This is a genomic window from Rhizobium sp. SVR5-2C (assembly GCF_056755115.1).
On the sequence record NZ_JBNDHT010000060.1, the window covers coordinates 21,739 to 36,429 of the forward strand.

At 59.1% G+C, this 14,691-nt stretch carries 14 protein-coding genes; 11 read left to right on the forward strand and 3 right to left on the reverse strand.

The features are described from left to right. Positions 1–74: 74 nt before the first annotated feature. Together ACPYOI_RS18135 and ACPYOI_RS18140 are read left to right on the forward strand one after the other, a co-directional pair. Positions 75–1,103: a transaldolase gene (locus ACPYOI_RS18135; protein WP_481418518.1), complete on the forward strand. Its 1,029-nt coding sequence runs from the start codon at positions 75–77 to the stop codon at positions 1,101–1,103. 95 nt (positions 1,104–1,198) lie between these two features. Further along, complete coding sequence (locus ACPYOI_RS18140) at positions 1,199–1,480, forward strand: DUF427 domain-containing protein (RefSeq protein ID WP_481423142.1); 282 nt, start codon at positions 1,199–1,201, stop codon at positions 1,478–1,480. A 237-nt stretch (positions 1,481–1,717) separates the two neighbouring features. On the opposite strand, the gene ACPYOI_RS18145 is transcribed toward ACPYOI_RS18140, so the two are convergent. Next, positions 1,718–2,659 (reverse strand): helix-turn-helix domain-containing protein, encoded by a 942-nt coding sequence (locus ACPYOI_RS18145; RefSeq protein WP_481418520.1) that lies wholly within the window; start codon positions 2,657–2,659, stop codon positions 1,718–1,720. A gap of 350 nt (positions 2,660–3,009) precedes the next feature. Further along, positions 3,010–3,963 (reverse strand): L-histidine N(alpha)-methyltransferase, encoded by a 954-nt coding sequence (egtD, locus tag ACPYOI_RS18150; protein WP_481418521.1) that lies wholly within the window; start codon positions 3,961–3,963, stop codon positions 3,010–3,012. A 436-nt stretch (positions 3,964–4,399) separates the two neighbouring features. On the opposite strand from egtD, the gene ACPYOI_RS18155 reads away from it, so the two are divergent. Then, entirely contained in the window at positions 4,400–4,942 is a 543-nt protein-coding gene (locus tag ACPYOI_RS18155) for a DUF1993 family protein (protein ID WP_481418522.1), read from the forward strand. A 291-nt stretch (positions 4,943–5,233) separates the two neighbouring features. Here ACPYOI_RS18155 and ACPYOI_RS18160 read toward each other — a convergent pair whose 3' ends face one another. Then, positions 5,234–5,512, reverse strand: a complete 279-nt coding sequence (locus ACPYOI_RS18160) for a GNAT family N-acetyltransferase (RefSeq protein WP_481418523.1) — start codon at positions 5,510–5,512, stop codon at positions 5,234–5,236. 672 nt (positions 5,513–6,184) lie between these two features. Between ACPYOI_RS18160 and ACPYOI_RS18165 the strand changes: the two genes are divergently transcribed. From ACPYOI_RS18165 to ACPYOI_RS18200, 8 genes are all read left to right on the forward strand, one after another. Continuing rightward, positions 6,185–6,940 (forward strand): SDR family oxidoreductase, encoded by a 756-nt coding sequence (locus ACPYOI_RS18165; RefSeq protein ID WP_481418524.1) that lies wholly within the window; start codon positions 6,185–6,187, stop codon positions 6,938–6,940. A gap of 184 nt (positions 6,941–7,124) precedes the next feature. Further along, positions 7,125–7,493, forward strand: a complete 369-nt coding sequence (locus tag ACPYOI_RS18170) for a cupin domain-containing protein (RefSeq protein ID WP_481418532.1) — start codon at positions 7,125–7,127, stop codon at positions 7,491–7,493. A gap of 19 nt (positions 7,494–7,512) precedes the next feature. After that, positions 7,513–7,968: a carboxymuconolactone decarboxylase family protein gene (locus ACPYOI_RS18175; protein WP_481418525.1), complete on the forward strand. Its 456-nt coding sequence runs from the start codon at positions 7,513–7,515 to the stop codon at positions 7,966–7,968. A 51-nt stretch (positions 7,969–8,019) separates the two neighbouring features. Continuing rightward, on the forward strand, positions 8,020–8,964 hold the full coding sequence (locus tag ACPYOI_RS18180) for an NAD-dependent epimerase/dehydratase family protein (RefSeq protein ID WP_481418526.1): 945 nt from the start codon (positions 8,020–8,022) through the stop codon (positions 8,962–8,964). A gap of 295 nt (positions 8,965–9,259) precedes the next feature. Further along, complete coding sequence (locus tag ACPYOI_RS18185) at positions 9,260–9,730, forward strand: pyridoxamine 5'-phosphate oxidase family protein (RefSeq protein ID WP_481418527.1); 471 nt, start codon at positions 9,260–9,262, stop codon at positions 9,728–9,730. 319 nt (positions 9,731–10,049) lie between these two features. After that, positions 10,050–11,243 carry an efflux RND transporter periplasmic adaptor subunit gene (locus tag ACPYOI_RS18190; RefSeq protein WP_481418528.1) on the forward strand — a complete coding sequence of 398 codons (1,194 nt, stop codon included), beginning with the start codon at positions 10,050–10,052 and terminating at the stop codon, positions 11,241–11,243. Next, positions 11,240–14,422, forward strand: a complete 3,183-nt coding sequence (locus ACPYOI_RS18195) for an efflux RND transporter permease subunit (RefSeq protein ID WP_481423143.1) — start codon at positions 11,240–11,242, stop codon at positions 14,420–14,422. The genes ACPYOI_RS18190 and ACPYOI_RS18195 overlap by 4 nt, the downstream gene beginning before the upstream one ends. 68 nt (positions 14,423–14,490) lie before the next feature. Continuing rightward, positions 14,491–14,691: LysR family transcriptional regulator (locus tag ACPYOI_RS18200; RefSeq protein ID WP_481423144.1), on the forward strand; the 201-nt coding region annotated here is incomplete at its 3' end.

A 14,691-nucleotide genomic window follows, 5' to 3' on the forward strand; every position in this document is an offset into this window, starting at 1 on the left:
GCATTCGCGAACGACGGTTTCCGGGGCCGACCACGGGCTCGCACCAAAACCGACGGCGCCGAAAGGAAATGAACATGACATCAAAACTTGAACAGTTGCGCACGATGTCGACGATTGTCGCCGATACCGGTGATCTGGAGGCCGTCGCGCGGTTGAAGCCAGTCGATTGCACCACGAACCCCACCATCGTCCTCAAAGCCATAGAAAGCGAGCCTTACAAGGAGGTCGTCCAAGAAGCGCTGTCATGGGGACGTAAGTGTAGTGGCGACCCGTCGCGCATTGCGGCAGCTACCGCAGATCGCTTGGCGATTTCCGTTGGGGTCGAGCTTTTGCGCCGCGTGCCTGGATACGTCTCGACGGAAGTTGACGCCACCCTCTCCTTCAATGTCGCGGCCTCAACCGCTAAGGCTCGCCAAATCATAGCCAACTACGAGCAGCGCGGTGTCCAGCGCGACCGGGTGCTCATCAAACTCGCCGCGACGTGGGAAGGGATACGCGCGGCCGAGATCCTGCAGCGGGAAGGCGTGTCGTGCAACATGACGCTCTTGTTGAACCGCGCACAGGCCATCGCAAGCGCCGATGCCGGGGCATTCCTGATCTCGCCGTTCGTAGGGCGCATTTATGACTGGTACAAGAAAGCCGAAGGCAGGGATTTCACGGCCAAGGAAGACCCAGGTGTCCGGTCCGTTCGTGACATCTACAATCATTTCAAAACCGAAGGCATTGAAACGATCGTCATGGCCGCATCATTCAGGAATATCGGTCAAATTCAGGCACTTGCCGGCTGCGACCGACTTACGATCGCGCCAAGTCTCCTGGATGCCCTGGAATCGAACAGCGATCACCTTGAGAGAGCACTTTCGCCCGGCACGCATCCCGAGCAACCGCTGCGGCAGCCGGCGGATGCCATTTGCCACTGGTTTGTCAGCGAGGACGCGGTCGACATCAAGCATCCGGCGCCTAATGCGCCGATCGATGAGGTGACGTTCCGCTGGATCATGAACGAGGATGCGATGGCAACCGAGAAATTGGCCGAGGGCATCCGCATATTCGCACGGGACCTGCAGGAACTGCGCACCCGAATTGGCAAGCAGCTCCAATAGTCGGCCTTAGGACGTTCTATAAGGCGACGACCGCCCCAACCGAACGGTTTCAGCCCGGGCTATATCGGCTCTTATCGCATGGAGAGGAATGAGAAATGGCAGTCGCGACGTGGAACGGGACAGTGATAGCGAAATCGGACAAGACTGTTGTCGTCGAAGGCAACCACTACTTTCCGCCTGAATCCGTCAATACCCAATATCTTAGGCAGAGTGCGACGACCAGCCGGTGTCCATGGAAGGGCCTTGCGAACTACTATTCGCTTATCGTCGATGGCAAAACCAATGAAGACGCGGCATGGTATTATGCGGATCCCTCCGATGCTGCAGCGTCCATCAAAGGTTACATCGCATTCTGGAAAGGTGTGGATGTAAGGTGATGGACTGACTGCCTTCGTCACCTGGCTTTCTGATGAGAAGCGGTCGTGGGCCGCCGGTGCTTGGTCAGACTGACCGCCTGACGCCATCAACACGTAATGGGTCGCCTACCGGCTTCCGGCTGCGGCAGGGCTGGATCGCCTACCACTATGTAAGCGAACTTGATGTTCCGGGCTTGACCGAGAATTTCCGAGGCGCTGATCCTAAGATCAGTAAGACAAATGCCCGATGGCGGCTAATCACGCGGCGTCGCCGTCTTCCGTCTCATACGCAACTAAGACGCGTTTCGCTTCTGACCGATAGTCTGAAGGGTCGGTCCCGTAGTGCTGCCGGAAGGTTCGAGTGAAGCTGCTGCGGCTCTGATATCCCGCCTGAAGTGCGACTTGCTCGATGGACAGTGCGTTGGCAGCCAGCAGGTTCGCCGCATGCCGCATGCGAAGACGTCTCAGGACAGACATCGCCGATTCGCCAAACGCAGCCGTGAATCTCGCCATGAACGCCGAGCGGCTCAACCCAACCGATTTGCACAGGGTTTGAACGCTGAAGTCCGCCGCGGGACGTGACGCCATTTCCGCGAACGCGCGCGCTATCGGCGGGTCACTCAAAAGCGAAAAGCGCTCCACCCAAGCGTTTGACGAAGTCAGACAGCGACGAAGCAGGGTCAGTAGCACGAGCTTGAACAGCGCTGACGCCATCGGTCCCCGACCGATCTCGTGCGTAGCGAGTTCAACCATCGCATAGCTCATGACCTGGTCGAGCTGATCATACGCATCAAAGGTTTCAACTACCGGCGAAGCGAGCGAAGCAAAGAGATCCAGTCCGGGACCGTAAACCGCGTGGAAGCAACCGCAGACAAGCGAAAACGATGCCTCGCCTTCGCCGATCTCGTAGCGGTGCACGGAGCCGGGAACGAAGGTGCTTTTCTTGATGCTGCAGGCGCCGGAACGGGAGCGCCCGAATGATGAACCGTCCGCGACGATCTCGATTGACTTGTTCGCCGGCGCCACGACGAGCCTGTGCGGGACGAGATCGATTGCTGCTTCGCCATCGACGATGATCATGCCGGAGCCGGTAAGACCATAGTATATGGTCGGCAGATCGCCTCCCTCGATGTGGAGGCTGGCTCCTGGGGCGAACAGGCACTCGGACAACTGGGCCGACGCTACTTCCATCGTGCCCATCAGTTTGTCGAGATCAGCTCGCGATATTCGCCAAAGCGCTTCGCATCCCACGTCCAGAAAGCCTCACGGTGCATCAGCTCGACGGTCGGAGGCTCAGGACACCACTGTCTGACGCGGACGCTCCGCGCAGCGCGTCATGTGAACGGTTTTATGCGCTCCGGCTCGACTGGATTGTTGAGCATCAATAATTGCCATCACCCTAAATGAAGGCCGGTGCACAATCGCTCAGCTGGATGGTTTGGTGTAGCCTCAAGGCCCGAATATGATAATTTCAGTCAGCACATGAATGGGCAGCAAATAGGCCGTTTTTGCTACCCATAGTGGATGAATGACAATCTGACGCTCGCGGTTTAGTAGCGAATGAGTCCGAACAGGCCGAATAACGCGTCCGCATCCTGCCAAGCCTCTGCAACCCTCCATCCCCCAGAGCGGGCAAGCCGCTCGAAGCTCTCCACCGTATATTTTCGGGAACTCTCCGTGTGGATGGTTTCCGACGTTCTGAAGAGGAAGGTCTGTTCACAAACATTAACGCGCTGATCGCATAGGCTGACCAAGTGCATCTCTACGGCTTTCTCGATCTCGTTCCAGCGCGCCACATGTTTGAACTGCTCTAAACGGAAGTCGCCGCCAAGTTCGGTGTTGATCCGCTCGAGGAGATTGAGGTTAAACGCGGCTGTCACGCCCGCGCTGTCGTCGTAAGCACGCAGAAGCGTATCTACGTTCTTCTGGAGATCGACACCGATGATGGCGCGTCCGTCATCGCCCAAGTGGCGCCCCATCTGCGTAAGCAAAGCCTGCGCCTCGATCGTGTTCAAATTCCCCATCGTCGAGCCCGGGAAAAAACCTGTCCTGCCGGCGTCGGAGCCATCAAACGGAACCTCAAATACATCCAGGAAATTGCGCTCGATGGGGCGCACGCAGAGCGATGGGAAGCGCGAAGCAATCCTCTTCGACGTTTCTGCAAGGAAGGCATCGGCGATATCGATCGGCACGTAACCGCGTGGGTCGCGCAGTCCTGCCAGCACAAGCTCGGTCTTAATGCCGGCTCCGGCACCATACTCGACGAGAATCGCGCCCGAGCCTACAAAATCAGCGATGTCCCCCTGCCGCTCTCGCAGGATCGAGGTTTCGGCTCGGGTCAGGTAATACTCTTCGAGCTTGGTTATCTCTTCGAAAAGGGCGGATCCTCGCTCGTCGTATAACCAACGGCTTGGCAATGTCTTCGCATCAGCCGATAATCCGGCGACCACATCTCGGGCAAATTCATTTTCAACAACTTCGATGCTCTTATTTACATGATGCATAGTTTCCGCTTTCGGTGACGCGACAGATGACGGCCGCGATGAAGTCGCGGCAAGAGCGTCACCATAGATTCTTGCCATGCACAGCGAGTCTACAATGCGTCTCCAATCGTCCGTGTGGACGACGCAACGCGTTGTCTCCATTCCGTCCTTGTATGATTGTGATTGGAGAAGAGGAGTTGTTTCGCCCAAAAATTCGCGGTCGTCCGCGACGATTCCGGAGTCGCGCCGACGATATCCACTGGCTATCGAAAGCATGGCCAAATGGAATTTTCAATTCCATCCGGCACACTTGATACTCTTTCGTTCGCGATGCGCACGGCGAAAGACAAACCGCCGAAATTTGGGCGGATTTGCCGAAACTTCGGCTAAAGAGGGAGCTCCTTTCGGCGCTGACAAGCCCGGCGCATGGCGGTATCGGACATGAATGGAGGGTAACATGTCCTTTTCGATATACGACGTCACCGTTCCCGTGATGCTGCATGGGCTCACGGTTATGGACGACTATTTGCTTTGTGCCCAAAACCTGGAGCGCTCCAATTCTCTTGATCCGGGAAGCGTACTGACATCCAGGCTCGCTCCCGACATGCTGACGTTCGGTGAACAATTCGCGGTCAACTGCAACAAGGTCGAGCTGCACATGACCAAGCTTATGAATCGAAACCAGGCGACTCCGCATGACGTCGCGATGATCTATCCCGCTCTTCAAGGACGTCTGTTAGAAACGCGCAGCTTCCTGCAAACAATCCAGCCGGAAGATCTGTCGAGCGCTCAGGCACACGTTTATGAACTGACTCCGTCGGTTGCACGGGGCTGGTTCGGCGGAGATGATTACATTCGACACGTCGTACTAGCGGATTTCTTTTTCCATATCGCGGTGGCGCACTCGATTCTGCGGCATCTTGGGGCTCCGGCAGGAAAGAAGGACTATCTGGGGGATCTCACGCCAGTGGGTGAGGGAGTGGCCGTTTTCGTTACCTGAAGCGGGGAGGCCGGCGGACGTTCGCCCACAACTCGTCCCTGCCCGCAAACGGGCCGAACAACAGCTGCAACTGCCGGATCTGGCAATTGTCGAGGTTGTGGCACCTGCCGAATTCCTCAACGCTGATCCTCTCCGCGGATCGAGGGCAGCCGGGATCGGCCAGTTGCTGGACAAGGTGCACGCGAAAGCCTTTAGCGTCTTCCGAACTCATCCCTATCTTCCTGGATGTCATAGTCTGCATTGCAATGAATCCCGATGGTGGGACGTAATCTCTCGGGCTTTATCCGGCCATCAGCCGTCGAGCATTTTGGCATATTCGGGGTGACGGCTGGCGAAGCGTGCCATGAAAGGACATTTTGCGATCACCCGACGGCCGGCGGCGTGCAGCTGTTCGAACACACCTTCGGCGAGCTTCGTGCCTATCCCTTGTCCCGAAAACTCCTGTGGGACCTCCGTATGAAGTAGGACAAATCTGTCGCTTTCGATCTTGTAATAAGCGACGGCGACGGTACCGCCGATGGCAAGCTCGAAGCGCTTGGCTGCAGGATTATCTATTACATGCGCGTCCATATCAGTCCTTCCGCCATGCTGCGGCAAAGCCCGTCAAGGAGGCGGGTCGGGATATAATCAAAATTGAGTGCTCAGCCTCGCCGCAACATCAGCCTTTTGCGAGCAGCATTTTTACTGGACCAGTTCCGCAAAATTGCGGTTAGTCCTGCTGATACGCAAACTGGGCTTATCGCGCAAAGGCCGTGCTCAGTACGAGTCTCTCAGACATGATGCGTTGACCGTCACCGCGACCTCACTGCATCCCGCCTCAGACTTGAGTGAGAACGCGCGTCCGCGGCCCTATTTTTTTGTGGTGCGATCCAGTTCCAAGAAGCCGGTGATACGCATGGCTCTGAGGATATCAGACAGAGGATCACGCATTTTGGACGCCTGGATACAGGAGTCTGCGATATCGATGTTTAACGGCCAAAAGGCTGGCCATATATTCCGGTCCTCGCCAACAATTCGAAGGCCGATGCATGCAATATGTCCTGCCAGGAAAGACCGGGCCGTATGTCTCCTGTCTCTGCCTTAGCAGCATGACTTTCCGCAGGACGGACGGGATCCGTCGTCTCGACGCCACGCGCGCCTGGCTTTCTGCCGGACGTCCCTCGAAAGAGCCCTGCGTCTCCTCTCGCGGCGCATCGAAACGATGATCAGCGGCGTCTGGCGATCGACGAGGGAGAGTAAACCATGAAGATAGTCGTGATCGGCGGCACTGGTTTGATTGGCTCGAAGACAGTTGCCATTCTGCGCCGGGGCGGCCAGGAGGTCATCGCGGCGTCGCCCAAAGGTGGCGTCAACACCGTCACCGGAGAAGGGCTCAAAGAAGCCATGGCCGGCGCATTAGTGGTGATCGACCTCTCCAATGCGCCTTCATCTGACCCCCAGGCGGTATTGGAATTCTTCGAGACCTCCGGCCGCAACCTTGTTGCGGCGGAGGCCGCGGCGGGCATTCGGCACCATATCACGTTATCCATCGTCGGGACCGACAGGGTACCCGACCAAGGCTATTACCGCGCCAAAGTCGCGCAAGAGAAACTGATCGAGGCTTCCGGTATCCCCTATACGATCATCCGCTCGACCCAGTTCCTGGAATTCCTCGGCCGCATCGCTGATGCGAGTACGGATGGAAGCGTCGTCAGGCTTGCGCCGGGCCTGCTTCAGCCTATCGCGGCTGACGACGTTGCCGCCGTCGTCGCCGAAGTGGCCTTCGATAATCCGCGAAACGGCATCGTCGAGATCGCAGGCCCGGAACGAGCGGAGTTCGACGAAATCGTCGCTCGCTATTTGAAGGCTGTCGGCGACCCGCGGAAGGTCGTGAAAGATCCCGAAGCCCGATATCGCGGCGGGCGGATCGAGGAAAAGTCGCTCGTACCCTTGGGCGAGGCGCGTCTCGGCCGCATCAGTCTCGAGGAGTGGTTACGGCGCTCGCAGAAAGGAGCCTGATCAGACCGTCGCGGGCCGCATCGACACTGCGCGATGCAGCCGCCGGTGATCAACAAGCCCAGGCGATGACCGCTTACGTTTTGCCCGGAGCCTCCCGCAAGGACAGCTTCAATATTGAAGAAGGAAAAAGCCCGTGAAGTTCCGAACCATCATCGCCGCCACCTGCGCCGTCCTCGCCCTCTCGATGGCCGGCCCCATCTCCGCCCATGATAGCAAAGCGGAAGCCGTCACGAAGAACTTCGAGGCGGCCATTCCCAATATCCCTGGCAAGTCGTTGATCGCCGTAGAAGTCGATTATGCGCCAGGCGCGGCCTCGCCCTCCCACACCCACGCGAAGTCGGCTTTCATCTACGCCTATGTGATTTCGGGTGCGATCGAGTCGAAGGTGAATGACGGCGAGACGCGCATCTATCGGGCAGGCGAGAGCTGGTCCGAAACGCCGGGTGCAACCCATTCGATCAGCCGCAACGCGAGCAAGACCGAGCCGGCAAAGCTGCTCGCCGTGTTCGTCAGCGACACCGATGACAAAGCGCTGACTACGCCCATCAAATAGCCTTCAAGGCAAGAAGCCAATGACCAGACGCCTGGATTACAACCGAATCGCTCCGAACGGAGCCAAGGCCCTCGGAGGTGTGTATGGCTATATCATGCAGAGCGACCTGCCCGCCGAGCTGGTCGACGTTGTCTATCTCCGCGTTTCGCAGATCAACAACTGCGGCTATTGGCTCGACATGCACACACGCGATCTCACGAAGAGGGGCGTGCCGATCGAGAAGCTCGCCCTGGTTCATGCCTGGGAGGAAGGCGGCGACCTTTTCAACAAGACCGAGCGCGCCGCCTTGGCCTGGGCCGAGACGGTGACGCGCGTGGCACAGACCGGTGTGCCGGACGGCGCCTATCAGGCAGCGCGCGCGGTTTTCGGCGAGAAGGAGCTGGTCGACCTCACGATCGCGATCAGCCTGATGAACGCCTACGACCGCATGGCGATCAGCTTCCGCAACACGGCCTACGCGGCCATCGAAAAATAAGCAAAGCGCACCTGCCGCGGTGCTCACATCTCGAAGGAAGGACATCCTCTCATGAAAATCTTTGTTGCCGGCGCCACCGGTGCGGTGGGCCTTCCGCTCGTACGCGCGCTGCGCACCCTGGGCCACGAGGTCACGGGCATGACACGCGGCGGCCCAGGCGTCGATCGACTGCGTGAGGTCGGCGCGTCTGCTTCCACCGCTGATGCTTTCGACCGAGGGGCAGTATGCGACGCAATCGCAGCCGCCGCGCCGGATGTGGTGATTGACCAGCTTACATGGCTGCCCGCGAACCCCGCCGACATCATCAGGTCCATGCCAAACGACACGCGTCTCCACGAGGAGGGCGGTGCCAATCTGTTCGCCGCAGCGCAGGAATTTGGCGTCGCACGCTATATCCTGCAATCGCGTGGCTTCTATCTTGACGCTCCGTCGGGGCAACTCGCCGACGAGACGGCCCGGCTTCGCTACGATGCGCCCGGTCCGATCGGCGAGAGTACGCGCGTGATGGGCGCCTATGAAGATCGGGTCTTGGGCTCGAGGGCGTTACAGGGTGTCGTGCTGCGCTATGGATTCTTTTACGGACCGGGCACTTGGTATCGTCCAGACGGCGCGATTGCGGAGCAGTTTCGCAAGGGTGAGGCAAGAATTATCAGCGATGGCGCGGCGGTCTGGTCTTTCGTCCATATTGACGACGCGGTCGCGGCAACCGTTGCGGCGATCACCGCCGAACCCGGAACATACAATGTTATGGACGATGATCCGCTGCCTGTGTCCGAATGGATGCCGGCGTTCGCCCGCTGGGTCGACGCGCCGGTACCGCCTCGAATGAGTGAGGCGGACGCGTTGGCTCTCGTCGGTGAGGAGGCGGTCTTCTACCATATGAGCCTGACGGGGGCATCCAACGCGCGAGCCAAGGCGAAGCTTGGTTTCACGCCGCGTCGGCTGCTCTGGGCGAACGATCAAATTCCGCGTCTTGCATCGGAAGCCGGCGTGTGAGGAAGCCGACGGTCTCGCCGACGCAGGAGCCGACTTCCTTGCGTGCGTGGAAGCGCCGCGCTCGCAGCACGGCGTGCCAAGCGCCTCTCAGCCATTCCGATAACGGTCAGTTATCGACTCCATGGCGAGAGGTGATTTTCTTTCTTACCGTCGTCAATCCAATCTTCGAGCCATCGTCCGGGTCAAAGTCGGCGGTCCGTTGAACGATCGCAGGCAGGAGGCCGAGATCAACATTTGATGAGTTCTGGCGAGCGACGCATGGAGCCGCTCAAATTTCTTTCAAGCGAGGATATCTATGATTGAAATCACTGCCGACATGACGGCGATCATCCAGCAAGCGATTCTGTCGTTCGTCGCGACGGTCAACGAGGACGGGACGCCCAATCTTTCGCCGAAAGCGTCCTTGACGGTCAGAAACGGCGTTCTCTACTTCGCCGATATCGCATCGCCCCGGACGATACGGAACTTGAGGCGCAATCCCGCCGTCGAAATTAACGTAGTCGACATCTTCCAGAGGCGCGGTTATCGATTCAAGGGCCGTGCGTTGATACTGCCGCCAGGCGATGACGAGTATTCGATGATCGCCGACTGGGTTCGGGCGACGAACGGCCAAGAGTATCCTGTCGATCACGTTGTCAAAATCGACACCACTTCGATCACGCCGTTGCTGTCGCCGGCCCATGTCTTTGCCCAACCTCCTCGAAGTCAGGAAGAGATCAGGAGCACCTACCTTCAAAAATACGCGGTGAAACCGATCGGGGAATAGCTGCAGAGCCGCGTGCGAGAGATCCGAGAGGCCGATCTTGCCGTCGCTGGCATCGATTCCATAGCCACAGGTCATTGGACCGTCGAGTTTCGCCGTCCTACCTTTTTGCATCCCCGCAAAGGAGGTCGGAAGATGAAGAAATACAACAAAAATCCCGAGGCCGTGTCGCTACCGACGTGAGAGCAAGTAGTCTTCAAGGGCTCGTCGGACGCAACGGGCGTTCAATCCCGAAACGAACATTCCATTCAGCAGAACGACGAAAAGACCGAAGTCACGGCGCTTGCCGTGGCTTCTCGATCCAAAACGTCGGAGGTAATCGATGCAGTTCCGCCATTCAACTTTGAAATATTTTCTGCCGGTTTGCGTAGTTCTGTCCGCCGGAGCTGCCCAGGCTCAGGAAACGCCTCCTCCACCACAGGTGTCCGTGGCCAAGCCCGTCGTGCGAGACGTCGTCGACAACGACGACTTCATCGGCCGCTTCCAGGCCTCCGAGCAGGTCTCGATCCGCTCCAGGGTCGGCGGGTACCTTCAGAGCATCAACTTCAAGGATGGCCAGTTGGTCAAGCAGGGCGACGAGCTTTTCGAGATCGACCAGCGCCCCTTCATCACCGCATTCAACGAGGCCACCGCCCAGCTTGCGGTCGCCAGCTCCACCCTGACCTACGCGCAGTCGGAATTCAACCGCGTGAACACGCTGGTAAAGTCCGGTAGCCAGACGGTGTCGACGCTCGATGACCGACGCAGGGAGCTGCAGTCCGCGCAGGCGAACCTCCAGGGATCCGAGGCAAGCGTTGAACGGGCGAGGCTCGATCTCACCTACAGTAAGATCACGGCCCCGCTGGCCGGACGTATCAACCGCCATCTGATTTCGGTCGGCAACCTCGTGCAGGCCGACCAAACCGAGCTGACGACGATCGTCGCGCTCGATCCCATCGACTTCTATTTCGATGTCGATGAGCGCCGTCTTCTCAACTACGCCGAGACGGCGCGGAAGAACGGGAAGGTCCTGCAGGAGGGAGGCGGCGGCCTAAAGGTAAGCGTGCGTCTCGGTGACCGCGACCAGACAAAGTTCTCCGGCACGCTCAACTTCGCGGAAAATACCGTCGATCAGGCCACCGGCACGCTGCGCGTACGCGCCCGTTTTGCCAATCCCGACTTCGTCCTTCAACCCGGTCTCTTCGGCCGCGTCGAGATCGAAGGTTCGAATTTTTACACTGCGATCCTCATTCCCGATGAAGCGATTGCCGCCGACCAGAACGAGCGAGTGGTCTACGTGCTCAATCCCGACAATACGGTCACGACGAAATCCGTTCGTCCGGGTCCCAAGCTCTATGGCTACAGGGTCATCCGCTCAGGGCTCACGGGCGATGAGCAAATCGTCGTGAAGGGCGTCGTCCGTGTCCGCCCCGGCGCCAAGGTTACTCCGGTTACGGTGCAACTACCCAGGGAGAACCCCAACGATGTGCCCGCGACGGCGCAGCAAGCAGTGTCAGCGGCGGGAGCAGCCCAATGAGGTTCGCACATTTCTTTGTCGACCGGCCGATCTTCGCGTCGGTTATCTCAGTCGTGCTCATCATCATCGGCAGCGTTGCCTACTTCCAGCTCCCGGTCGCGCAGTATCCGGAAATCGCGCCGCCGACCATCGTCGTGCGGACGTCCTATCCGGGCGCGGATCCGCAAACGATCGCGGACGCGGTATCGACACCGATCGAACAGCAGGTGAACGGCGTCGAGGACATGCTCTACATGTCATCCTACTCCAGTGGCGATGGCTCCATGGCACTGACAATCACCTTCAAGCTGGGAACCGACCTCGATAAAGCACAGGTGCTCGTCCAGAACCGTATCGCCATTGCCCTGCCCCGCCTTCCGCAAGAGGTGCAACGTCTCGGCGTCACGACCGACAAGACCTCGCCGAATCTGTTGATGGTCGTCCACCTCCTGTCTCCGACCGGCCGCTACGACCAGCTCTACACGTCCAACTATGCACGCAGCCGCATTCGTGACGTTCTCGTACGCCTCCAGGGCGTCGGTGACGTCCAGATATTCGGCGAGCGTCAATATTCCATGCGTGTCTGGCTCGACCCGGAGAAACTGTCGGCCTACGGCATGACATCCGCCGACGTCGTCAACGCGCTCAGGGACCAGAACGTCCAGGTCACGGGTGGCTCCATTGGAGCGCCTCCGGCCGGAACCGACAACGCCTTTCAGTATACGGTCAGGACGGATGGCCGATTTTCCGACGCCCGCCAGTTCCGATACGTGATCGTCAAGGCTGCTGCGGACGGCCGCCTGGTGAAGCTGGAGGACGTCGCGCGCGTCGAGCTCGGTGCGCAGGACTATGTCACGAACAGCTATCTGAACAACAAAACGGCCGTCGCGCTCGTTATCAACGCCCGACCGGGCACGAACGCGCTGGAGACGACCGGGCAGATCAAGTCGATGATGGCAGATTTGTTAAAGAACTTCCCGCCCGGTCTTGAATACAGCATCGTGTACGACCCAACCGAGTTTGTCGCCGAGTCCATCTCGGAGGTCTATCGAACGATCGGCGAAGCGGCCATACTGGTCGCCCTCGTGGTCCTCGTGTTCCTGCAGTCATGGCGCACGGCGATCATCCCGATCGTCGCCATCCCTGTGTCGCTGATCGGTACTTTCGCGTTCCTCGCCGCCTTTGGCATGTCACTGAACATGCTGACGCTCTTCGGTCTGGTCCTGGCGATCGGCATCGTGGTCGATGATGCGATCGTCGTCGTTGAAAATGTCGAACGCAACCTTGCCAAGGGCATGAGTCCGCGCAGAGCTGCGCACGTCACGATGAACGAAGTCGGCACCGCCGTCGTGGCGATCTCCCTGGTACTGATTGCGGTTTTCGTACCGACAGCCTTCATTCCGGGCATCTCGGGGCAATTTTACAGGCAGTTCGCCGTCACCATCTCGATCGCGACGGCCATCTCGGCATTGAACTCGCTTACCCTATCCCCGGCGCTCGCGGCCGTCGTCCTGAAGAAGCACGATCACGCGAAGGAAAGACGGAACATCTTTTCAAGGATCGGACACGGTGCCGCGAGCGGCTTCAACCGTGGCTTCGACGCACTCAGCCGTGGCTACTCGTCCGTCGTGCGGTTCATCGTCCGATCCTGGATCGGGGTCGGCTGCGCCATGGTTGTCTTCGTCGGCCTTCTGGGCGCGACATGGTTCATAAGCACCCAGGTCCCAAGCGGCTTCATCCCGGTGATGGACCAGGGCTACGCCATCATCGTCATCCAGCTTCCGGACGGATCCTCGCTGGAAAGGACGGACGCCGTCGTACGCAAGGTCACCGACATCGCCAGGAAGACTTCAGGCGTCAAGGACGCGGTGGAATTCGCGGGCTTCAGCGGCGCGACGTTCACCAATGCCTCCAATGCCGGCGTCGTGTTCACATCATTCCAGCCCTTTGCCGACCGCATGAAAACAGGTGACAACGCCAACAAGATCATCAAATCGCTCTACAAAAACCTCCAAAGCGTCGATGAAGCCTTCATCATCGCGATCCCGCCACCGCCCGTCCGGGGTATCGGCAACTCCGGCGGCTTCAAGATGCAGATCATGGACCAGGACAGCTCCAGCATGACGCGCGTGCTCGACGTCGCGCGACGGATGGCGGTCGCGGCCAACCAGACGCCAGGTCTGGCTGGAGTGTTCACAACCTTCTCGGAGTCCACTCCCGAGTTCTATCTCGACATCGACCGTGACAAGGCTCAGTACCTCAACGTGCCGATCCCGAGCATCTTCGAGACGCTGTCGACGAACCTCGGCATTTCCTACGTGAACGACTTCAATGCCTTCGGGCGCGTCTACCAGGTGCGCGCACAGGCCGACAAGCGGTTCAGGATGGAGAAGGACGACATGCTGAATCTCAAGGTCAAGTCCGCCACCGGCGCGCTGGTTCCACTCGGCACGCTTGCCGATATCCGTGACACCAGCGGGCCGACCCTTATCCAGCGCTACAACATGTATGTGTCGGTACCGCTGCAGGGCAACGCCACTCCTGGCGTCTCGACCGGCGACGCCATCCAGAAGATGGACGCACTGGCCACCAAGATGCTGCCGCCGGGTACGACCTTCGAATGGACGGACCTCTCCTACCAGGAAACGCATACGGGCGGCAGCATCGTATGGATCTTCGCGCTGTCGGTTGTCTTCGTCTTCCTGGCGCTCGCGGCCCAGTACGAAAGCTGGGTGCTTCCGCTTGCGATCATCCTGATCGTACCGCTCGCCGTCCTCGGCGCGCTGATCGGCGTCTATATCAGGGGCATGGACAACAACGTCCTGACGCAAATCGGCTTCGTCGTCCTGATCGGACTGGCCGCGAAGAACGCGATCCTGATCGTCGAGTTCGCGCGCCAGGCGCAGGATGAAGGCAAAACAGCCATCGAGGCCGCGATCGAGGCAAGCCACCTGCGCCTGCGCCCGATCCTGATGACGGCATTTGCCTTTATCTTCGGGGTGCTGCCGCTGGTCGTGGCTGAGGGACCAGGCGCCGAGATGCGCCAGTCGCTCGGCACTGCCGTGTTCAGCGGCATGCTCGGCGTGACCATCTTCGGTCTCCTCCTGACACCCGTCTTCTATGTCCTGCTCCGCGCGCGCTACCAGCCGCGCAAGCATGAAGAAGAGGACGACGAGGATCTGCAGCAGGCAGCCCAGTAACCAAAGCGTGTGGTTGGCCCGTCAGCTGCAAACGCTGTCGGGCCGCACCGCCGCGATTATAATGTCTAATGTCGCCTTGTTATGATCTCGCACGATATTTAATCTCGGTGGTCGAACAAGGTAGCTTCACGTGGGCGGCCGAAAAGCTGCACGTTTCACAATCCGCGCTGTCGCAACAGATTCGCCATCTCGAAGAACGCCTCGGCGTGAAACTTCTCGACAGATCCGGCAAAACAGTTGTCGCGACGGATATCGGCAAGGCCTATATC